At 61.4% G+C, this 19849-nt stretch carries 20 protein-coding genes, 1 tRNA gene and 1 pseudogene; 13 read left to right on the top strand and 9 right to left on the bottom strand.

Annotated features, from left to right (window positions below):
- Positions 1–24: 24 nt before the first annotated feature.
- A complete protein-coding gene (locus QM649_RS18325; RefSeq protein WP_415200521.1) occupies positions 25–438 on the bottom strand; it encodes a hypothetical protein in 414 nt (137 codons plus the stop codon).
- An 81-nt stretch (positions 439–519) separates the two neighbouring features.
- Here QM649_RS18325 and QM649_RS18320 point away from each other — a divergent pair, with 81 nt between their 5' ends.
- Positions 520–2964 (top strand): alpha-L-rhamnosidase C-terminal domain-containing protein, encoded by a 2445-nt coding sequence (locus tag QM649_RS18320; RefSeq protein ID WP_415200520.1) that lies wholly within the window; start codon positions 520–522, stop codon positions 2962–2964.
- A gap of 384 nt (positions 2965–3348) precedes the next feature.
- Positions 3349–3771: a BrxA/BrxB family bacilliredoxin gene (locus QM649_RS18315; RefSeq protein ID WP_415200519.1), complete on the top strand. Its 423-nt coding sequence runs from the start codon at positions 3349–3351 to the stop codon at positions 3769–3771.
- Between the two features lie 80 nt (positions 3772–3851).
- Here the strand turns inward: QM649_RS18315 and QM649_RS18310 are convergent, their stop codons facing one another.
- Entirely contained in the window at positions 3852–4817 is a 966-nt protein-coding gene (locus QM649_RS18310) for a hypothetical protein (RefSeq protein ID WP_415200518.1), read from the bottom strand.
- A gap of 294 nt (positions 4818–5111) precedes the next feature.
- Here QM649_RS18310 and QM649_RS18305 point away from each other — a divergent pair, with 294 nt between their 5' ends.
- The 5 genes from QM649_RS18305 to QM649_RS18285 all read left to right on the top strand — a co-directional run bounded on the left by QM649_RS18305 (position 5112) and on the right by QM649_RS18285 (position 8444).
- Positions 5112–5858: an HAD family hydrolase gene (locus QM649_RS18305; protein WP_415200517.1), complete on the top strand. Its 747-nt coding sequence runs from the start codon at positions 5112–5114 to the stop codon at positions 5856–5858.
- A gap of 61 nt (positions 5859–5919) precedes the next feature.
- A tRNA-Leu gene (locus QM649_RS18300) sits at positions 5920–6004 on the top strand.
- Between the two features lie 75 nt (positions 6005–6079).
- Positions 6080–6385, top strand: coding sequence for a preprotein translocase subunit SecG (secG, locus tag QM649_RS18295; protein ID WP_415200516.1), 306 nt, complete (start codon positions 6080–6082; stop codon positions 6383–6385).
- A 209-nt stretch (positions 6386–6594) separates the two neighbouring features.
- Entirely contained in the window at positions 6595–7245 is a 651-nt protein-coding gene (locus QM649_RS18290) for a carbonic anhydrase (RefSeq protein ID WP_415200515.1), read from the top strand.
- Positions 7246–7724: 479 nt separating this feature from the next.
- Complete coding sequence (locus QM649_RS18285) at positions 7725–8444, top strand: YdeI/OmpD-associated family protein (protein ID WP_415200514.1); 720 nt, start codon at positions 7725–7727, stop codon at positions 8442–8444.
- A 1-nt stretch (position 8445) separates the two neighbouring features.
- Here the strand turns inward: QM649_RS18285 and QM649_RS18280 are convergent, their stop codons facing one another.
- On the bottom strand, positions 8446–9159 hold the full coding sequence (locus QM649_RS18280) for a CoA transferase subunit A (RefSeq protein WP_415200513.1): 714 nt from the start codon (positions 9157–9159) through the stop codon (positions 8446–8448).
- A 235-nt stretch (positions 9160–9394) separates the two neighbouring features.
- Here QM649_RS18280 and mscL point away from each other — a divergent pair, with 235 nt between their 5' ends.
- On the top strand, positions 9395–9802 hold the full coding sequence (mscL, locus tag QM649_RS18275; RefSeq protein ID WP_415200512.1) for a large conductance mechanosensitive channel protein MscL: 408 nt from the start codon (positions 9395–9397) through the stop codon (positions 9800–9802).
- Between the two features lie 63 nt (positions 9803–9865).
- Positions 9866–10612: an RNA methyltransferase gene (locus QM649_RS18270; RefSeq protein ID WP_415200511.1), complete on the top strand. Its 747-nt coding sequence runs from the start codon at positions 9866–9868 to the stop codon at positions 10610–10612.
- Here QM649_RS18270 and QM649_RS18265 read toward each other — a convergent pair.
- Both QM649_RS18265 and QM649_RS18260 read right to left on the bottom strand, forming a co-directional pair.
- On the bottom strand, positions 10609–11376 hold the full coding sequence (locus QM649_RS18265) for a hypothetical protein (protein WP_415200510.1): 768 nt from the start codon (positions 11374–11376) through the stop codon (positions 10609–10611). The genes QM649_RS18270 and QM649_RS18265 overlap by 4 nt on opposite strands.
- A 4-nt stretch (positions 11377–11380) precedes the next feature.
- Positions 11381–13156 (bottom strand): alpha/beta hydrolase-fold protein, encoded by a 1776-nt coding sequence (locus QM649_RS18260; protein ID WP_415200509.1) that lies wholly within the window; start codon positions 13154–13156, stop codon positions 11381–11383.
- Positions 13157–13281: 125 nt separating this feature from the next.
- On the opposite strand from QM649_RS18260, the gene aroA reads away from it, so the two are divergent.
- Positions 13282–14586 (top strand): 3-phosphoshikimate 1-carboxyvinyltransferase, encoded by a 1305-nt coding sequence (gene aroA / locus QM649_RS18255; RefSeq protein ID WP_415200508.1) that lies wholly within the window; start codon positions 13282–13284, stop codon positions 14584–14586.
- Between the two features lie 324 nt (positions 14587–14910).
- Here aroA and lepB read toward each other — a convergent pair whose 3' ends face one another.
- Positions 14911–15480, bottom strand: a complete 570-nt coding sequence (gene lepB, locus QM649_RS18250) for a signal peptidase I (RefSeq protein WP_415200507.1) — start codon at positions 15478–15480, stop codon at positions 14911–14913.
- Positions 15481–15575: 95 nt separating this feature from the next.
- Positions 15576–15926 (bottom strand): hypothetical protein, encoded by a 351-nt coding sequence (locus QM649_RS18245; RefSeq protein ID WP_415200506.1) that lies wholly within the window; start codon positions 15924–15926, stop codon positions 15576–15578.
- Between the two features lie 37 nt (positions 15927–15963).
- On the opposite strand from QM649_RS18245, the gene QM649_RS18240 reads away from it, so the two are divergent.
- Positions 15964–16266 carry a hypothetical protein gene (locus QM649_RS18240; RefSeq protein WP_415200505.1) on the top strand — a complete coding sequence of 101 codons (303 nt, stop codon included), beginning with the start codon at positions 15964–15966 and terminating at the stop codon, positions 16264–16266.
- A 183-nt stretch (positions 16267–16449) separates the two neighbouring features.
- Here the strand turns inward: QM649_RS18240 and QM649_RS18235 are convergent, their stop codons facing one another.
- Together QM649_RS18235 and QM649_RS18230 are read right to left on the bottom strand one after the other, a co-directional pair.
- Entirely contained in the window at positions 16450–17271 is an 822-nt protein-coding gene (locus QM649_RS18235; protein ID WP_415200504.1) for a hypothetical protein, read from the bottom strand.
- A 102-nt stretch (positions 17272–17373) separates the two neighbouring features.
- Complete coding sequence (locus tag QM649_RS18230) at positions 17374–18330, bottom strand: serine hydrolase (protein WP_415200503.1); 957 nt, start codon at positions 18328–18330, stop codon at positions 17374–17376.
- A gap of 32 nt (positions 18331–18362) precedes the next feature.
- On the opposite strand from QM649_RS18230, the gene QM649_RS18225 reads away from it, so the two are divergent.
- Positions 18363–19505, top strand: a complete 1143-nt coding sequence (locus tag QM649_RS18225) for a serine hydrolase domain-containing protein (protein ID WP_415200502.1) — start codon at positions 18363–18365, stop codon at positions 19503–19505.
- A 122-nt stretch (positions 19506–19627) separates the two neighbouring features.
- Positions 19628–19849 (top strand): annotated as a pseudogene (gene murQ / locus QM649_RS18220) (N-acetylmuramic acid 6-phosphate etherase); the annotation flags it as partial.

Genomic DNA, 19849 nt, shown 5'->3' with positions numbered 1-19849 from the left:
CGGGCTTGAAACCACCATCGTCCCCTACAAGGTGTGGCTCAACCTGCCGGTCATGAGTTGCTTGCCGTCGGCAGTAGTGGCGACGATTTTCGACTCGACCGGCAGGTTGAGCCACACCTTGTAGGGGACGATGGTGGTTTCAAGCCCGGCTGCCTTGAACTTCCCGGCGACATACTCCGCGGTTGCGTAGTCTTCCTTCGATGCGGCGATGTGAGGCGCGGCGGTGAGCGTCTTCAGCTCTTCTCCGGCGAGCTTCGCGTCGGGCACGGCGAGAAAGGTCTGATCGATCTTTGCCTGCGCGGCGAAGTCCTTATAGCCAAAGACCGAGTCGGGCGGAGTTACGGCCGTCTGCGCGGTGATAGCGAAGGGAAGCAGGGCCGCGGCAGCGGCAACGAGCAGAGAACGGCGAGCAGGGGTAGCGGGCAGCATACGGCGCAAGGGCGGGTCCTCGTCTGCAATGGAATTGTTCCCTAGATTAACTGAGCCGCGCGGCTTGTGTGGATATTAGGATGGCCGGGTATGAAGCGAGCGGCTTTATGTTCTCTCCTGGCGATGGTGATTTTGGGCGCAGCGGCATCGGCCGCGGGGGCGGAGACGCCGAAGCCCCTCGATGCGCGGCTGGTGGCTGCGCACTGGCCTGCGCAGTGGATCGTATGCCCAGGGGCGCCGGTGCGCGATCCGGGCGTGTATGCCTTTCGCAAGGAGATCAAGCTGGACGCGGTGCCCGCGCATTACTGGGTACACGTTTCGGCGGATAATCGCTTCCTGCTGCATGTGAACGGCCGCTATGCGGCGGAGGGCCCGGCTCGCGGCGATCTCCTCCATTGGCGCTTCGAGACGGTGGACCTGGCACCGATGCTGCACACGGGAAACAACGTGATCGCGGCGCTGGTGTGGAACTTTGGCAGGGATGCGCCGGTTGCGCAGATGAGCGACCGCACCGGCTTCCTGATGCAGGGCGATACGGCTGCCGAGGATGCAGTGAACACCGGCACAGAGTGGAGGGTCCACGAGGAGCGCGGACGCAGTTCCATGGCGCACAATGGCGCGCAGGGGTATTACGCGGCGGGGCCGGCGGAAAAGATCGATGGCCGAGTGCTGGACTGGAACTGGGACCAGAGCGTGGATGCGGCACCGGCTTCTGCCGGTGCGTCTGCGTGGCTGCAGGCGCAGACGATCGGCCACGCGGCAACGCGTGAGGCGCAGGATGCGCCGACACACTGGGAGCTGACGCAGGACGAGCTGCCACCGATGGAGCATCGATTGACAGATGCCGGTGAGGTGGTGCATGCGGAAGGCTCGGTGAGCTCGGCGAAAGCTTTCCCCGGACCGGTGGAGGCGGTGGAGATTCCTGCAAATTCGCACGTCACGCTGCTGCTCGATCATCGTGTGCTGCAGACAGCCTATCCGGAGCTGATTACCAGCGGCGGCCGCGATGCGGATATCCGCATGATCTATGCGGAGGCGCTCTACGATGCGGAGGGAAACAAGGGCGATCGCAATGAGATTGCGGGCCGCCGGATCTCGGGTATCACGGATGAGTTTATTTCGGATGGCGGGGAACATCGTTCGTACTCGCCGCTGTGGTGGCGGACGTGGCGCTATCTGCAGCTGGAGATCACGACGAAGGATCAGCCGCTACATCTCGATACATTGCGGGCGTGGTTTACGGCGTATCCCTTTGAGGAGCGGGCGAAGGTCGATGGAGATGTACCGCAACTGGATGCGATCTTTGCGACGGGCTGGCGCACGGCACGACTCTGCGCACATGAGACATACATGGATGCACCGTACTGGGAGCAACTGCAGTATGTCGGCGATACGCGCATCCAGGCGCTGATTTCCTATGCGATGAGCGGCGACAGCCGGCTGGCGCGGCAGGCGATCGGGAACATCGATGACTCGCGCACGCCGGAGGGCATCACCGGGAGTCGCTATCCATCGGGGCTGCCGCAGTTTATTCCGCCGTTCTCGCTGTTGTGGGTCGGCATGGTCCACGACTACTGGATGTACGTGAATGACGAGGTGCTGGTGAGGCAAACGGTGCCGCATACGCGCACGGTGATGGACTGGTTCGCTGCGCGGGTGCGTCCGGACGGCCTGCTGGGCAAGCTGCCGTGGTGGGAGTTCGGAGACTGGACCTCGGGCTACGGGTACGGCACGCCGCCGCAGGATACAGACGGCGGGTCGACCTTCCTCACGCTGCAGTTTGTCGCGGCGCTCGAGGAGGCGCGCGAGCTGGAGTTGAAATTCGGCAGCGCCGAGCGTGCAGCGCAGTACCAGACGATGATCGACCGGGCGCGGGAGGCGGTGAATCGCGAGAGTCTCGATGCGGCATCAGGCTTATACGCCGATACGCCTGCGAAGAAGAGCTTCAGCACGCAGGCAAATGTGCTGGCGGTGCTGACGGACACGGCGCCGAAGGCGGCACAGGCGGAGATTATCCGGCGGGTGCTGACGTCGCAGGAGAAGAACGCGACGACGCTGGACGGCAGGACGGTGCCACCGATGTCGCAGATGAGCTTTTACTTCCGCTTTTATCTCTCACGCGCAATGGTGCATGCCGGGGTGGGCGATCTCTATCTCGAGCAGCTTGGACCGTGGCGGCAGATGCTGAAGCTGGGGCTGAGCACCTGGGCGGAGATGCCGGAGCCGACGCGCTCGGACTGCCATGCGTGGTCGGCGGCTCCGAACTACGATCTGCTGACGGTGGTGGCGGGGATTGCACCCGGTGCACCTGGATTCCGGAGCGTGCGGATCGAGCCACATCTGGGTTCGCTCACGCATTTCGAGGCGGCGATGCCGCATGGGGAGGGTGAGATCCGGGTAGCGTATGTGCGGCAGGGCAGTGCGTGGACTGCGAAGGTGACGTTACCCGCGGGACTGGATGGGACGTTTGTCTGGAAGGGGCAGGAGCGCGCTTTGCACGCTGGAACGCAGGAGTTGAGCCTGCCGGCGGAGTGAGTTTGCTGTATTTGCTCTAAGGACTTTTGCTGTTCGCTATGCAGGAGGCGGGTGGCCCATTCAAGCCTGAAGTTGGCTTGAGTGGGGAACGGGCGCTTCAACAAGTGGAGCTTCTACGGCGATCGCAGGTGGGTTTGTATCCTCCCACCCAAGCGGAGCTTGGATGGGGCACCCAGATCTTGGCTAGGCCGCAGAACTGTAGCTTCCTCCACCCCGCTCACTCGGTTCGCTCCGGTCGGGATGACACAGTGGAAAAAGAACCTTGGCCGGGATAACAGGTCCTGTGGCGAGGAGCGGTCGCAGGCGCGGAATTTGCCGGTCCTATGGCTGGTTTCGGTACAATCAGGAGCGAGCGGCTTTTAACCGCTGGAGGAACAAAACCGCATGTATCCCGAAATCATGGTTATCCCGATGCGCGAAGAGCTTGTGCGCGCTGGTATCAAGGAAGCCCGCACGGCGGCTGACGTCGACGCGGCGCTGGCGCAGCCGGGCACGACGATGGTGGTGGTCAACTCGATCTGCGGCTGCGCGGCGGGCAAGATGCGCCCCGGCGTGCGCCTGGCGCTGCAGAACACTGTTGTACCCGACCAGTCGATCACTGTTTTTGCCGGCCAGGACCGCGAAGCGACCGAGCGCGCCCGCTCCTACTTTGACGGCAACCCGCCGACCTCGCCCGCAATCGGCATTCTGCGCGACGGCAAGCTGGTGTACCTCATGCAGCGCTTCGTGATCGAGTCGAACCACGCGCAGGCGATCGCGGCCGAGCTGGCTCGCGCCTTCAACGAGTATTGCGAGAAGCCCGCGTAAAGTTCACATCGCAAGTAAAAGGAACGGCTCCGCGATGGCGGAGCTGTTTGTCTTTTTGCTTGTGAAACGCCTGAGTCGGACTAGTTCTGGCCACCGGACTGATAAGCGGTGCGTACTACGGCCGCACCTGTGGTGGCTCCGGCGGGCGCAGGTGCGACAGGGACCACGGTGGCGGTGATATTGACCTGCTCCGGTTTGCTGAGCGGCGTCTCTTCTTCCGTCGGCTGGAAGACCGCCGATTTCGGATCGGGATGGAAGCGGCCATCGCCCACGTACGCCACGACCAGCGTGCCTGTGACAAACGGGTGCAGGAAGGCGAGCGGCAGCACGTACTTCTTGCTCTTGACGACCGATTCGATGACGCCGTCCACCGGCGTGCTGCGCGGGATGGAGCCGGGCACCTGCGGAATCACAAAGGTGCGCAGGTCCATCTCGGGATGCTGCTTCGCATACTTGTTAAAGGATCGCGCGGCCTGCTTGGGCGTCATGAGTCCCGCATCGGCGACAAAGCTGCGATGGATGGCATGCGGGTAGTAGAAGTTGATTACGCCTTCAGAGAAATTGGCGCAGTTGCGGAAGAGCAGGTTGAAGTGCGAGGTGTTGCTGCGATCGTTGAAGAGCGCGATGAGAGCGTCGTCCTGCTCCGGCGTGGTCTTGACCGCAAGCCCGTACATGCGGCGGTCATAGGATTCGCCGACGAGCTGGGTCCAGTCGCCCTTCGGGATTTCGTGCTTCGGGTCGTCGGGGACGATGTCGGCGAAATGCTTGCGGCGATATTGATCGCGCAGACGTACGACCATCTTCTCGTCGGCGGACTCGGGAATCTGCTCGGGGAGATCGACAGCGTAGAGATAGGGAAGCAGCGGCACGGCGAGCCAGTCGTATCCGCCCACGGCGTGATAGCGGCTAAGGACGACGCCAGCCTCATCGGGCTTGCAGCGGCGCAGCTGCGTCGGCGTCTCGGCACAGACGTCGCGCAGATAGATCGCGGCGTGGCCGGTGGGATTGAAAAATCCGAATTCTCCGTAAGGCTCTTCAAGGAGCAAGGCAACGTCGCCCGCTCGTGCGAGCGCAGGGAAGATGGCCGCCGAAAAAAGGAGCAATAAGAGGAGCTGTCGTTTTCGTGTCATTTGCCTCGCTGTGCAGTGAGACGCAGAATTTGGCTCACCCGAACGGATGAAAAACAAAAACAGCAATGCACCCTCTGTTGGGGGCACTCCTGTGAACCCGGATTTCTTAAAAAAGACGGCTCAGCTCAGGGGTTTTTCTCATGTGCAGTGATTTCGCTGCGGGGAAAAACCAGTGACGGAGCAGAAAAGAGCTTTGATAAGCTCAGTGCAATGTCGACAGACAATCCGAACTACCCATCCGGAAGTGATCCGTCAGGGCTTTACCTGCCAGGGCAGACCTTGCTGTTGGACGCCGACGACACCCTCTGGGAAAACAATATCTACTTTGAGCGCGCGATCGCGGCCTTTATCTCGTATGTGGACCATCATGAGTATTCCCGCGAGGAGGTTCGCGAGAAGTTGAACGAAGTAGAGCGCGAGAATACGCGCCTGCATGGCTACGGGCTGGGGAGTTTCCGGCGGTCGCTGACGATTTGCTTCGAGCGGCTTTCGGGTGAGTCGATCACGCCGGAGAAGCATGAGCGGATCGTGAGCTTCGTGCAGTCGATCGCAGACCAGGAGATCGAACTGCTGCCGGGCGTGGCTGAGGCCATTCCGGAGCTGGCGAGCCGGCACCGGCTGATCCTGATGAGCAAGGGCGCGCAGGCCGAGCAGGCCGACAAGCTGGAGCGCTCGGGGCTGGCAAGCTACTTTACGGGCGTCGAGATTCCGAAGGAGAAGAATCCGGCGGCGTATCACGCCGTGGTGGCGAAGTATGAGCTGGCGCCGCATTCGACCTGGATGATCGGGAACAGCCCGAAGTCGGACATCAATCCGGCGCTGGCCGCGGGGCTGCATGCGGTGTACATCCATCATCCGGGAACGTGGGTGCTGGAACACGATGAATTCACGAAGCCGGGCGATGGGCAGAAGCTGTTGGATCTGGGGAATTTTGCGGAATTGCTGAAGCATTTCTAGGCGGGCAACAAATCCACAGAATCTTTGCTATACTCATGTCAGGACAGCAGTTCACCGGAATGCGGAAGTGGTGAAATTGGCAGACACACCATCTTGAGGGGGTGGCGCCGAGAGGCATGGGGGTTCAAGTCCCCCCTTCCGCACCAAGACTCTGACCGTCTAATTTGCATGAACTGCGGCAACCGGGCGAGACCGGGACGCAGGATCAGAAAAGCGATTCCATGACCTTCCTGTACTACCTCTTCATTGTGATCCATGTGATTGTGTGCCTGTTCCTGATTGCAGTGATTCTGCTGCAGCAGGGCAAGAGCGCCGATCTTGCTGGTGCTTTCGGTGGACAGGGGTCGCAGACGGCCTTCGGTCCCCGTTCGGCCGCAAACCTGCTGACGCGTACGACGACCTGGGCCGCAGTCATTTTCATGGTCACCTCGCTCGGGCTGGTTGTCCTGATGCAGAAGCATGCGGGCTCGGGGCACTCGGTGCTCGAAGGCACGCAGACGACTCAGAGCGCGCCGGCAAAGAAGTAGTCCTTTTCCGTTCCCAAAAGAGCAGGCCTTCGGGCCTGCTCTTTTGCTTTTGGGTGGTGGAGATCGGGCAGCTCCGGGGTATGATGGGTCGGCTTTCATCCCAGCAGGGAGATGACCCGATGGCATCCAGAGATGGTTCCGAGATGGGCGCGAGTGAGGTACTCCAGGCCTCGAGGTGAGGTTTTCTGGGTGCCGGATTGGCAGGCGGCGTGGCGTCGATTCTGGCCTCGGCCTTAGCCGGGTTGGGTGCGGGAGAGGCGCTGGCTCCCCGGGCGATGGCGCAATCGCCGCTCTCCCCGGAAGAGGCGCTCAAAGAGCTGATGGATGGAAATGCCCGCTTCGTCGAAGGACGGCTGACCAGTTTTGCCCATGACCTCGAAATTCTGAAAAATCACACCGTGGACAAGCAGGAGCCCTTTGCCGCGCTGCTTTCCTGCGCCGATTCGCGCGTGCCGGTGGAGTTGATCTTCGATCAGAGCATCGGGCACCTGTTTGTGACCCGCGTCGCCGGAAACGTCGCGACTCCGGAGATCATCGGCAGCCTGGAGTATGGCGCAGCGGTGCTGGGGACGAAGGTGATCCTGGTGCTGGGGCACGCGAGCTGCGGTGCGGTGAAGGCTACGATCCAGGGCAAGGCGGTGCCGGGGCAGATCAGCTCGCTCTTTCCCCACATTCAGCCGGCAGTCCATGTGGCAGGCCATGATCTGGAGCGAGCGATTGCCGAGAACGCAAAGATTCAGGCGGCGCTGCTTCGGGAGGCATCCCCTGTGCTGGCGGAGATGGTGAAGGAAGGCCATCTGAAGATCGTGGCAGGCACGTATGACCTGGGTTCGGGGAAAGTCACGCTGCTCGAGAGTTGACAGCCTATTCATGGCATCAAGGATCGCGCCTTGACCGGAGGCAGGCGCTGGACTAGCCTGCTGGTACACGGGAAAGGAGGATGATCCAGCCTATGAAAACTTCTGACGGTAGTAGTTGCATGACCCAACGTGAGGTGACTGAGGCTTAGAGCCGCCTTCGGCTCCTGAAGGGACCGCCGCCTGATGGCAGCGGCCCAAGTCCTGGCGAACAGCAACCTTCTCGCCGAGGCCCACCCTGAACGGGAAAGTGAGGGCGCCTCAGGTCAATCTCAACAGCTCACCGGTGAAAGGCCCGCTGCGAAGCGGGCCTTTTGCATTTTCTGCGGAGTATGTGCTTTCCCACCTCTCAGGATCGAGGGAGGGGCACCCGGTGTGGCTTATGAGAGTGGATGTTCCCCACCCCGCGCCAAAGGCAGGCCTGGATGGGCCATCCGGGGCGTATTACGTGGTGGAAGGAGAACCGGAGACGCGGCGGCAATGTGTGTACAGTACGAAGCATGGCGAAGGCGGCGAAGAAGCATTTCAAGGCGACGCTGGTGGAAGAGCGGTCGGGGCTGGGATGGACGATTGTCCATCTGCCGGACGGGATTACGGAAAGCTGGCAGGCTGGCTCTACGCCGAAGGTGCGGGGTGAGATCAACGGCTTTGCCTTCCGTACCTCGCTGTTTTCGAACGGCAAGGGCGGTCTCTATCTGCTGGTGAACAAGCAGATGCAGAAGGGCGCAGGCGTTGCGCTGGGCTCGGTCGCCGCATTCACGCTCGAGCTGGATGAAGAAGAGCGCACGGCTGAGACTCCACCTGAGTTGAAACGGGTTTTGGCCGGTTCACCGCAACTCCGGCGCTGGTGGGAGAAGCTTCCGTACAGCTTTCATAAATGGGTTGGCGGTTCGGTGGCCACGCCGAAGAGCGCCGAGGCTCGCGAGCGCCGGGCCGAAGCTGCGGCCGAAACGCTGCTGGCAATGATGGAGGGCGAGCGTGAGACGCCGCCAATCCTGGAAGCGGCATTCGTTCGCAATCCGTTGGCGCGCAAGGGTTGGGAGAAGATGACGGTGGCGCAGCGGCGCGGGCACCTGTGGGGAATCTTCTATTACAAATCGCCGGAGAGCCGCCAGAAACGCGCGCAGAAGGCGATCGAGGAAGCCGTGCGCATCGCGCAGGGCAAGGCCAGGCCGAAGTCCGCGGAAGACGGGGACGAATGAGTCAGGCGGGAATGGTTCGTACCGTCCGGCGCTCGACGCGCTTCTCGTAGACCGGGCCCTGGAGAATGCGCTGCACATAGATGCCGGGCGTGTGGATGAGATCGGGATCGAGTGTGCCGGGCTCGACCAGTTCTTCCACCTCGGCGATGGTGACCTTCGCCGCAGCGGCCATCATCGGATTGAAGTTGCGTGCAGTGCGGCGATAGACGAGATTGCCGTGGCGATCACCCTTCCATGCCTTGATGAGGGCGAAGTCGGCGCGCAGCCAGCGTTCGAGCAGGTAGAACCTGCCATCGAACTCGCGCACTTCCTTGCCTTCCGCGACCAGCGTACCGATGCCGGCCGGGGTGAAGAAGGCCGGTATGCCTGCGCCGCCGGCACGGATGCGCTCGGCGAGCGTGCCCTGCGGAATGAGTGTGAGGTCAAGCTCACTGGAGAGGACTTTTTTCTCGAGGAGCCTGTTTTCGCCCACGTAGCTGCCGGTGTGAGCGACGATCATGCCGGCTTCGAGCATGCGGCCCATGCCGAAGCCGTCGACGCCCATGTTGTTGCTGATGGTCCGCAAGCCGCCGAGCCCTTCATGGACGCCGCGATGAATGAGTGCGGCGATGAGGTTCTCGGGGATGCCGCAGAGGCCGAAGCCGCCGATCATCAGCGTGGAGCCATGGGGAATATCAGCGATCGCATCTTCAGCCGAAGCAGAAACCTTGTTCAAGCGAACAAACTCCTTTTCGCTACTGTGCGAAGGGGAACGAGGCAGCATACGCGATTCTGCGCAGCTCAGGCCAGTCTTCGCATTTTCACTGCATCCAACCGCGGAGAGTGGACGGAATCAGTAAAGTGTTCAGCAATCCGAGTCGACTGCGATACGATGACAGCGATCGATAGCGGATCGTCAGCACACGGGCGGGATCCGGAACGAAAACTCACAAAACGAGAGGTAGGAAAACATGCTGAAGGGATTTCGGGATTTTATCCTCAGGGGCAACGTCATCGATCTGGCGGTCGCCGTCGTTGTAGGTGCGGCGTTCACGAATATCGTGAATTCGCTTGTTAAGAATCTGCTGAACCCATTGATCGCGGCGATTGTGAAGAAGCCGGATCTCTCCTTTCTGAAGCTGGACCTGAACGGCAGCAACATCCTGTATGGAACGTTTCTGAATGACGTAATCTCGTTCCTGCTGATCGCGGCCTCGGTGTACTTCTTCTTCGTGCTGCCGATCAACCGGCTGATGGCGAAGTTCTTCCCGGCGAAGGCTGCGCCGGTCACGACGCGTCCCTGCCCGGAATGCCTGGCGGATATCCCGCTGGCGGCCAAGCGCTGCAGCCACTGCACGCAGCCGGTTCCGGTGGTCTAACCCCGTTTGCTGAAGCAGAGCAGAGGTTTGGGGTGATGCCGCCTCATCCCGTAAACTCATAGCTTGCTTCCTGAAGAACACAACGATCGTCTGCGCGTGGTGCTGGTGGCCACGCGCAATCCTTTGAACATCGGGGCCGCGGCCCGCGCGATGAGCAACTTCGGCTTTCGCCGCCTCCGTGTGGTCCAGCCCTTCGAGGCCTCCTTCCGCGAAGCGCGCTCGGCTGTCGGTGCATCCGAGCTGCTGCGCGAGGCCGAGCTCTTCGACTCACTCGATGAAGCCATTGCCGACTGCTCGCTGGTGGTCGGGACGGCATCGATCGGAGAACGGCAGCCGGAAGTGCCGGTGCGCAGGCTCGATGACGGCGCAGGCCTCGTTCGTTCGCATCTGCATCACGCACCCGCTGCCGTGCTCTTCGGCTCGGAGAAGCGCGGGCTCTCGAATGACGACATCAGCCGCTGCCACTTCCTGATGCGCATCCCCACACGCCCGGCGCATGATTCGATGAACCTTGGGCAGGCGGTCGCAATCTCTCTTTATGAGCTGGCAAAGGAAGATGTCGCGCCTCCGGTGGTGCCCGAGCGCAAGCCTGCGAGCGGAGAAGAACTGGAGCGGCTGACCGCGATGCTGCTAAGCATGCTGGCGACGAGCGGCTACACCAAGCCGCATACCGAAGAGGCGACAGCGGAGAAGACGCGGCGCATGATGCGGCGGCTGGGGCTGATCTCAAAGGATGCCGAGCTGCTGACGGGGATGCTGGCTAAGATCCGGTATGTGGTGGATCGTGCCCGCGAGCGGGGCTCGGATTAAGGCATTTCCTTCATATCGCTGCGAAGGTCGACCAACAGCTGGTCGTAGCGATCGAGGCGTATCAGCCCGGCGCGGGGAAATTCTAAATCGATGATGGTATAGATGGTCAGCGTAAGCGCCGTTGCATAGACAATCGTGTGCAGCCACGATCTTCGGCGGCGATCTCCCATGCCGTAGCCTGCGACCAGTGCGCTGGCCAATGAGAGCACCAGCAGCAGGATGTAGACAATCAGCGGCGGATGCGTCATGAGCGCGGCCGAGCGCATGGTGGTGACGTCGATCATGCCGTCGATCGCCTCAACCATGGCGGACAGCGGTGTCGATTGCGGAGATCGCTTTGCGGCTGCCAGGCTTTCGATCCAGATTTTCTTCTGTAGCGCAGTGGCGATCGCGCTGTCGGCGTCGGCCTGCGCCGAAGATTTCCCAAAATCCCGATAGAAGGCAATGCGCGCGTCGAGATAGGAGCGCAGGTCGTGACGGATCGCGGGCTGATCCTCTTCGGGCAGGAGATCGATGCGCAGCCACACGGAGCGGATGGCGTTCGTCTCCTTCACGATGAGTTGCCGCCGTGTCTCGAAGCGGTTGTCCGCGCCAGCGAAGGCGAAGGCCAGCAGCAGGCCGAGAAGACCGAAGATCGCGGCATCGACCACGGCATTTCCGCTGCTGGCCTCTTCGCGGTTGCGCAGGCGCAGGCGGTGACCTGCTTCCAGGCAGGCGAGCAGCAGGAGCAGGACCTCCAGTGTGACGGTGAGAAAGCCGATCATCGCTCTAATACCGCCAGCTGGTGAGATCGGCGCCCGGAGGCGCGGTCTTCTGGATGCGATCGAGGATCTTCGGCAGATACATCGTGTTGTAGTGCAGGCGCGAGAGCGCATTCGGCTGCGTGGGGTCGCCGTTCCAGCAGTGCTCGGCGCGCGGGCCGTAAGTCACCTCGCCATCGTAAGGCGGATCGCTGGTGGACTTCAGGAAGTCTTCCATCCGGTAGACCGCGTCGTTGAGGAAGTAGGTGTCATCGCTGCCGACGTAGATGTGAATTTTGCCCTGGAGCTTGGGGCCGAGGGTGCTCCAGCCGCTTTCGAGGATGTGTTCGAGGTCGTAGTGCTGCCGCCAGTATTCGGCGACTGCGTGATCGATGATGCCGCTCTCCTTGTCGAAGATGGGCTGCGGATAGCCGTCTTTGCCGACGGGGCCGTAGACGGCCTGCCAGATATCGAACTGCTCGCCGGAGCGGCCGTGATCGCCGAGCGCCAGCTCGTACTCGTTGATCTGCTTCGTGGTGATGAAGGTGTGGCCGAGATAGTCGCGCATGGCGGGCTGCTCGACCTGCTTGTTTGCGCCGTAGAGATAGAAGGCGTTCTTGTCGCTGTAGAGATCGATGTTGGTGAAGGCGTGGAAGTCGATGGGATCCGGGCAGGCGGCGAAGGCGCCGTTGTAGTGCTCGGGATAGAAGACCTGCACGGCGAGCGATTCCCATCCGCCGGTGGAACCGCCGTAAACGAAGCGCGACCAGCCCGTGCCGAGACCGCGGAACTGTTTCTCAATGGCGGGGATGAGCTCTGTCTCGATGGCGTCGCCGTAGGGGCCGACATTGGCCGAGTTCACCGCGTAGGAATCGTCATAGAACGGATTCGCGTGCTGAATCTTGACGATGAGCACGCGCGGAAATTTCGGGCTGATCCACTGCTGGTAAAACTTGTAAGCCTCTTCCTGCTGGATGCGGTTGTATCCGGCGAGGTGAAAGCGGTCGCTGTAGTCAGGCTTCAGATTCGGATCGGGTGGCTCGGTGCGAAAGTCGTCGAAGCCATCGACAAAGTGATCATGGTTGAGGATCAGCGGAAAGTGCGCGTCGGGATGCTCATCGAAGCCCTCGGGCACAAGCACGATGGCCGAGAGATACATGGGCCGTCCCCAGAACTTTGTGAGCAGCGCACTCTGGATCCTGATGTGGCGGATGTACTTCGTGTCCTTCACTTCGGGGATGGGCGGAATCTGCTGATCGAGCGCAATCGCGAAGGGCTTTTGCCGGCTGGTGAGTTCCGTGATGGTGATGCGCTGGGGCTTGCTGTAGAGATTGCCCGGCGAGATGTTCCAGTGCTGGCCTTCGCCCTGGTCCATGTGGAGCTTTACCGTGGTGCCATCGGCGCGGTGGAAGGTCTCGTAACGGTTGAGCACGGCCTGCACCACGTATTCGCCGCGCGGCAGCGCGCCTGCAGGGCGAGGCAGCAAGGCGTCGGTTGCGGGGACGTCTTTCAGGCTGCGGACCGGGTAGCCAAAGGCGTGTTCGTCGACGATGACCGGCTCACCCGGCTTCCAGTGATCAACGGTGACACCGAAGATCATCTGCGATTTCGGCGTGTCATCGATCTGGTTGCGAGGCTCGTCCGAGGTGTCCTTCGAGAGCAGCAGGAGCAGGCGGCCATCGAGCGGCTCGGCGCTCTGCGAAGCGGGAAAGGTGACCGAGAAGCGTGCCGATTGCGCGTGCGCAAACGCGGCAAAGCACAAGGCAAAAACCGTAGCGAGCGAGTCGAGACGAATCCGCAGCATGGCGGGAGTGTAAAAGCAGCAAGGCGCGGGTGCGAAGAAGATTCGTTTCCATGCCGCAGTCGCAACGGAAATCCCTAAAGGCCGGTGCATTTAAGATAAAGAGAAGATCGATTCCGGAGAACGCATTGTCCTCGAGTGAAGTCCAGACCGAACGCGTCGTCGCCCCCGCCCACAACATTCTCGGCAGCCTGCGCCTGCCCGGCGACAAGAGTATCTCTCACCGTTACGCATTGCTTGGCGGCCTGGCCGCGGGCAAGTCGCGCTTTACGAACTTTTCCAGCGGCGCGGACTGCGCCAGCAGCCTGGCCTGCGTGGAAGCGATGGGCGCGAAGGTGACGCGCACGGCAGATGCGATCGAAGTGGAAGGTGTGGGCGGCGCGTTTACGCCCTCTTCGAGCCCGCTCGACTGCGGCAATTCCGGTTCGACGATGCGCATGCTGGCCGGTCTGCTTGCTCCGCAGTCCGGGAGCTTTACGCTGATCGGCGATGCTTCGCTGACCCGCCGCCCGATGGAGCGCGTGCGCAAGCCGCTCGCGCAGATGGGCGCAGAGATCGAGCTGACCGAAGGCCATGCGCCGGTGACGATCCACGGCAAGACGCTCAAGGCTATGGACTACACCACGCCGGTGCCGAGCGCGCAGGTGAAGTCGGCTGTGCTGTTTGCCGGACTGCAGGCCGAGGGCACGACGACTGTGCGCGAGGCTGTGCGCACGCGCGACCACAGCGAACTGGCTCTGCGCGCCTTTGGCGCGAATGTCGAGCGCACACTCGAGTCGGTCTCGATCGTCGGTGGACAGAAGCTGCAGGCGATTGAAGCCGCGGTGCCGGGCGACATGTCCTCGGCGGCGTTTTTCCTCTGCGCGGCTGCGCTCTTCCCGCAATCGAACCTGATATTCGACGGCCTCGGCATGAATCCGACGCGCGCAACGCTGCTCGACGTGCTGACCGCGCTGGGCGCGCATATCGGCGTACTCAATCTGGAAGACAAGCACGGCGAGCTGATCGGCACGGTGCAGGTGAATGCTCCGGCGGATGGCCTGACGGGTACGACCATCTCGGGCGCGCTGGCGGCGCAGCTTATCGACGAGCTGCCGGTGATCTCAGCGATTGCTCCGTACACGAAGAACGGCATCCGTATCCGCGACGCGAAGGAACTGCGTGTGAAGGAATCGGACCGCATCGCGCTGGTCGCGCAGAATCTACGCGCGATGGGTGCGGAGGTCGAGGAGTTCGAAGACGGACTCGATATCCCGGGCGGACAGACGCTGCGTGGCGCAACGATCGACGCTGGCGGTGACCACCGCATCGCGATGGCCTTCTCGGTTGCGGCACTGCGTGCGCAGGGTGAGACGGTGATCCGCGGCGCCGAGTCGGCCGCGATCTCGTTCCCTGAGTTCTTCGACCTGCTGGATCGCGTCGCAGAAAGATAGCTGCTGCGCGCAGGGCGATTTTGCCTTCGGCCTCCGCTCCCTCTGGTCGCGATTTTTGAGTTTGCGTGAGACCCACCCATTCGCGATGAAGCTGCGCATGGGTGGGGCACCCGTAGTCTCGCTTATGGAGAGAACTGCAGGTTTCTCGAATTGCTGCGCTCGCTCGGAATGACAACTTATAAAAGCAGAAAGGGTGCGCATTGCGCACCCTTTCTGCTTGCTCTCTTGCATTGCAATGGATCTGAATCGCGACCAGCGGGGGCACCCGCGATGCTGGGAACGGCAAGAAACGCGCCGAAGGCGCAATCGCCCAGGCGGCCAGTCCTAGTGGATGAGGCCGATGTTGTCGGCGGGCCAGTAGATGAAGGCGGCCTTGCCGTAGATGAGCTCGCGGTCGACGGGGCCGAAGTCGCGGCTGTCGCTCGAAATGGAGCGATGGTCGCCCATCACAAAGAATTCGCCGTGGGGGATCACGATCTCGGGCATGGAGCGGCTGTCTTCATAGCGGGCGGGCACGTAGGGCTCGCTGACGCGGTTGCCGTTCACATAGACGCGTCCGTCGTCGATGCGGAGTGAATCGCCGGGCAGCGCGATGACGCGCTTGATGTAGCTCTTCTGCGGATCGCGCGGATAGTGAAAGACGACCACATCGCCTCGCGAGATGCTGCCGAAGCGATAGGCGAATTTGTTAATGAAGAGACGATCCTGGTCACGCAGCTCAGGCTGCATGCTGGTGCCTTCCACGCGCACCGGCTGATAGAGAAACGTGATGATGAGGAAGGACGCGGCGATGGAGACGACGACATCCCTGATCCAGAGACGGAGATGCGATGGAGCCTTGCTCACGGCCGGCCCCGCCCCGGCTGGTTCTTCTTGCTGCAATTCGTTCGTCACTGCCTGAAAGTCCTTATCTCTATTTTAAGACGACTGACGCAGGGAAGGGGACTCGGGTTCGTCAAGAAGCTGCGAAAGTCGCCGGATGCTTTGGCTCAGCGCAGGACTGCGTTTCCGATCCTCACCCACCAGGGCAGATCGTTGATCACCGTATAGACGACGATGGCTTGTCCCAGAATGAAAGCAGGAAGAGTGTAGCGATAGACAGAATGGATATGCCGATCCACGATCAGGTCGCGCGCCACACCAAGCAGAAGCAGTGAATCCACGCCAGCATAGAACCAGCCGGGCGGCAGGATATAGGCAGGGAACCACGCGAAGGCTGCGGAAGTAAGCGCGCAGGAGGCAATGAGCACCAGACGGCGATGAAACTGAGGCTTTCTCCGCCAAAAAACTGCCAGCACGAAGGGGATGGTAAAGGCCGTCATGTCAAAGAACGAGACCATGAGCCCGGATGCCTCATCGGTGGAGTGAAAGTGAAAAATGTTGAAACGCGCCATGGTAATGGCGGTGGAAATGCCCAACACGGGGATGGTGACGCCGAGCGCTGCCGAACCAGCCGATCAACCGGTGCAGGCGTATCTGACGGGCTTGAACCAGCGCAGACTGGAAGATGAAAAAGATGACCCAGCCAATGAACACGGTCGCGTGAACATAAAGAAGAAGGGGGCGGACAGGATTAGCGTGGATGAGCTTTCGGCCTACCGTATGACTGAATCCGTAGCCGACAACGGCGGCAATCAGCAACGACATGGACAGGTAAAAATACCGGTTCAACGGATGTGAAAGTCTGATCCAAACTGCCCTCTTCTCAACAGGTAGGGATTGAGCCGGCATTGCCGAAGAGCATAGCATCCTTAGCAGAACTTAATAACTGCTTTTCGAGTCCCGTCTTATGAAAATCAGGCGGATTGGCGTGTTATCCAATACTGCCAGATATAAGAAGCCGGATAAGTACAGAGCCGTGTCTTATGGCTGTGGGCTCGGCTTGGGCAGCGGCTTTGGCTGGTTGGGCGAGGGGACGTATTGCACGCCCTCCGTGGCCGGAGGTACGTAGACGTTCTCCTTGTTGAGCACGAGCGGGCGCTGCAGAGCCATTTCGAGGGTCTGGCCTACGGGCAGCACCACGTCTTTGCCGCGGGTGAGGAGTGTGTAGGCCACGCTGCCCACGCTGCCTGCAATCGCGCCGTATTCCACGCCTGGTCCGGTGCTGCCTCCGGCCATGGTGGCGATGCCGCCGAGTCCGGCCGTGGTGAGCGTGGTCTGTCCGACGTTCTTCGCATCCTGCGCGTTGCCGGGTGCCTGCTCGATGGTGTTTTCTTTGCCCTTCACGGTGGGGCCGTCCGCGCCGGGCACAGCGTTGACGCTGGCAGGGATGGTGGCGACGGTGCCATTCGGAAAGATGAGCGTGGTGAAGTGCATAGTCACCTTGGCCCGGCCTTTGACCTTACCCGGCCGTTCTACACTGTCGATCACACCCATCACATCCATGCCGGAGGGGATGACGACGCGGTCGCCGACGATGACCGGGAAGGTCGAGGTCAGATAGACGGGATCTCCCTGCTTTGCGACCTTCGTGTCGACGGCCTGCTTGAAGGTGAGAAGAACCTTTGTCCCGGCGGGAACAGTGACCGTTCCGATGTTCTGGACGACCGGAGCGGGCTGAGCGGATGCTGGCTGACTCGTGCCTGGAGTTGTCGCTGAGGCCGCTGGCGCCTGGGCCGATGCAGTGGCAAAAGCGAAACAAGTTGTTGATAAGGCGAGGGGAAGCGAATATCGCGACAGCCGCATGCTCCTTCTATAGTCCCGATGGGCCCGTAATGGCAAGCGTATCCATCCGCGTATCCGGAGCCTTGGTTTGAATCTGCCTCGTCCTGCGGAAACCAAAAGGAGTTACTTGGCTGTCCAGCCTTCGACGATCTCCTTTGCGATCTTCGCCATGAGAACTTCGGCGGCGTTGTCGACGGTCCAGCTGGTGTCCTTGTTGTCCCATGTGAATTCCGAAAGAACGATGGGGCCGCTCTTGGTGTAAACCACGCCGACGTCGTTGCGGACGGCGTCGAGAGCGCCGGTCTTGTTGGCGATCTCGGAGGGTGCCTCGGTCGAGTCGACGGACTCGAGATAGCGGGGAATGCTGTCGCGATAGAACTGGTTGCGGAGCATATGCATGGCCGCTTCGCAGAGGTCATGGTCTTCGGTGGTGGCGGGAATGTTTGTGCCGGGTGCATTCAGGTTGCAGGTAACGAATCGCTCGAAGAGCGAAGCCATCTCGCGGGCGGTGGTTTTGCCCAGGCCGAATTGCTTCTGATCGGCGGGCATGGGGCCTTCGGCCGGTTGGAAGACCTTCTTGTAAAGCCAGGTGTTTTTGAGGCCGAGCGCGACGATCTGGTCGTCGATGTTCTTCAGGCCGAGGTGATCGATGGCGAGGTTGGTGGCGGTGTTGTCGCTCATCACGATCATCATGGTCAGCGCGTCCTTGAAAGTGAGTGTGACCGGCGTATCGAAGAAGGTGAGGACGCCGGAGCCGGGGACCTGTCCGCCGCGGGTCAGTGTCAGCTTGTCGGTGAAGCTGACCTTGCCGTCGCGAATCTCTTCGAGCGCGGTGTAGAGGATGGTGAGCTTGATGACGGAGGCGGTCTGCACCGGCGTGTCGGCGTCGATGGCTACGGTGTGACCGGTGGCGAGGTCCTCGGCGAAGACGGCGGCATGGCCCTGGTGACCGGCGATGAGCGATTGCAGCTTTGCGGTGAGAGCGGCATCGGTCTGGAGGGCGTCTATCGGCTGCTGCTGCGCTTTGAGAGAGCCGGATAGCAGAGCGCAGAACAGGAGCGGGAGGAATTTAGGATGCACCCTAAGCATGTCCGCTAATATAGAGCCTTCTCATGCCTTTACCCCATGAACCGATTCCTGACACGGCTGTGTCCGGCCGATCGCGATTTGCCGCCGCTCACGCCGTGCTGGAGCAGGCGATTGCGGAATCGGCGTTTCCGGGCGCGGCTTATGGTGTGCTGCTGGGTGGCGAAGTCGTGGCACTGGATGCTGTGGGTCGCCAGACCTATGAGGCCTACTCCCCGGTTGTGGCGCACGACACGATCTATGACCTGGCCAGCGTGACGAAGGTGATGGCGACGACCGCCGTCGCGATGTGGCTTTACGATCGTGGACAGCTCGATCTGAATGTGCCCCTGGGCGAGGTCCTGCCGGGCTTTGTGATCGGCGAACACCATGACCCGCTGAGGGTACGAGTCACGCTGCGGCATCTGCTGGCGCACTCTTCCGGTTTGCCGGGATACGTGCGGTTGTTCGAGGCGCACAGAAGTCCTGCAGCCATCATGCGGGCTGCGCTCGAAACGCCGCTCGAAGCCAAGCCGGGCAGCCGGGCAGAGTATTCGGACGTTGGCTTCATCCTGCTGGGCAAGGCTCTGGAGGTTTTGGCGGGAGAGAAGCTCGATACGCTGTTCTCGCGTGAGATTGCGGCGCCGTTAGGTCTGCGCAGTGCGAGGTTCTGTCCGCCACATGAATGGCGGACGGCGATTCCGCCCACGGAGCTCGACACGTGGTATCGGAAGCGGCTGATCGAGGGCGAGGTGCAGGATGAGAACTGCTACGCGCTGGGTGGCGTGAGCGGGCATGCCGGGCTCTTTGCGCACGTGCCGGATGTGCTGCGTTTTGCTGCCTGCATTCTTGCGCAGGGAGAGACGTTTCAGGGGGCGCAGCTCTTTCAGCCGGGCACGGTTGAATTATTCGCGACGCGCGAGCAGACTCCTCCGGGAACGCCGCGGGCTTTGGGATGGGATACGCCGGGCGTGCCGTCGTCTTCGGGCTCCTATTTCGGGCCGCGATCGATCGGGCATTTGGGATATGCAGGCACTTCGCTGTGGATCGACCGGGACCGCGGACTGGCGATCGCGCTGCTGACGAATCGCACATGGCCGGACCGCAAGGCTAAGCTCATCCAGCAGATACGGCCGCGTTTTCACGATGCGATACAGGATTCGATTGCAGGAGCGATTTCCCGCATCTGAGTATCTGGTTCGAAGATGCACAGTCGACTTTCGAGCCGTAGCCCTTTTCCAATGCCAAGGTTAGATTTTGGAGCTAGAATGGGGCAGCAAACGTACGTTCGCTGAAGGTGAAAATGGTCACCATGACGGAACCCCAGGCTGGCCTGAAGGTCACAAACGGCTCGCCCACGTATACCGAGCCGAAGCTGCAGGATCTGGCTACCGAAAGACCGAATGAGGCCTCGCAAGGCTTCGATACGAAATCGGCTCTCGAGATAGCTCGTATCATCAACCAGGAAGACGCCAAGGTCGCCGCAGCGGTCAAGAAGGCTCTCCCCGAAATTGCCCAGGTGATCGACGCTGTG

Origin of the sequence: Silvibacterium sp., assembly GCF_047605705.1 — a bacterium.
Lineage (GTDB): Bacteria > Acidobacteriota > Terriglobia > Terriglobales > Acidobacteriaceae > Silvibacterium.
Note: the sequence above shows the minus strand (reverse complement) of the source record. Positions and strands in the feature narration are given on the sequence as shown.

Excerpts from the sequence above, each read along its gene's own strand:
- QM649_RS18260 (WP_415200509.1), bottom strand. The coding sequence starts at position 13,156 with ATGCTGCGGATTCGTCTCGACTCGCTCGCTACGGTTTTTGCCTTGTGC.
- QM649_RS18320 (WP_415200520.1), top strand. The coding sequence starts at position 520 with ATGAAGCGAGCGGCTTTATGTTCTCTCCTGGCGATGGTGATTTTGGGC.
- QM649_RS18235 (WP_415200504.1), bottom strand. The coding sequence starts at position 17,271 with ATGCGGCTGTCGCGATATTCGCTTCCCCTCGCCTTATCAACAACTTGT.
- QM649_RS18315 (WP_415200519.1), top strand. The coding sequence starts at position 3,349 with ATGTATCCCGAAATCATGGTTATCCCGATGCGCGAAGAGCTTGTGCGC.
- QM649_RS18305 (WP_415200517.1), top strand. The coding sequence starts at position 5,112 with ATGTCGACAGACAATCCGAACTACCCATCCGGAAGTGATCCGTCAGGG.
- QM649_RS18265 (WP_415200510.1), bottom strand. The coding sequence starts at position 11,376 with ATGATCGGCTTTCTCACCGTCACACTGGAGGTCCTGCTCCTGCTGCTC.
- QM649_RS18245 (WP_415200506.1), bottom strand. The coding sequence starts at position 15,926 with ATGGTCTCGTTCTTTGACATGACGGCCTTTACCATCCCCTTCGTGCTG.
- QM649_RS18225 (WP_415200502.1), top strand. The coding sequence starts at position 18,363 with ATGCCTTTACCCCATGAACCGATTCCTGACACGGCTGTGTCCGGCCGA.
- secG (WP_415200516.1), top strand. The coding sequence starts at position 6,080 with ATGACCTTCCTGTACTACCTCTTCATTGTGATCCATGTGATTGTGTGC.
- mscL (WP_415200512.1), top strand. The coding sequence starts at position 9,395 with ATGCTGAAGGGATTTCGGGATTTTATCCTCAGGGGCAACGTCATCGAT.
- QM649_RS18240 (WP_415200505.1), top strand. The coding sequence starts at position 15,964 with ATGTTGAAACGCGCCATGGTAATGGCGGTGGAAATGCCCAACACGGGG.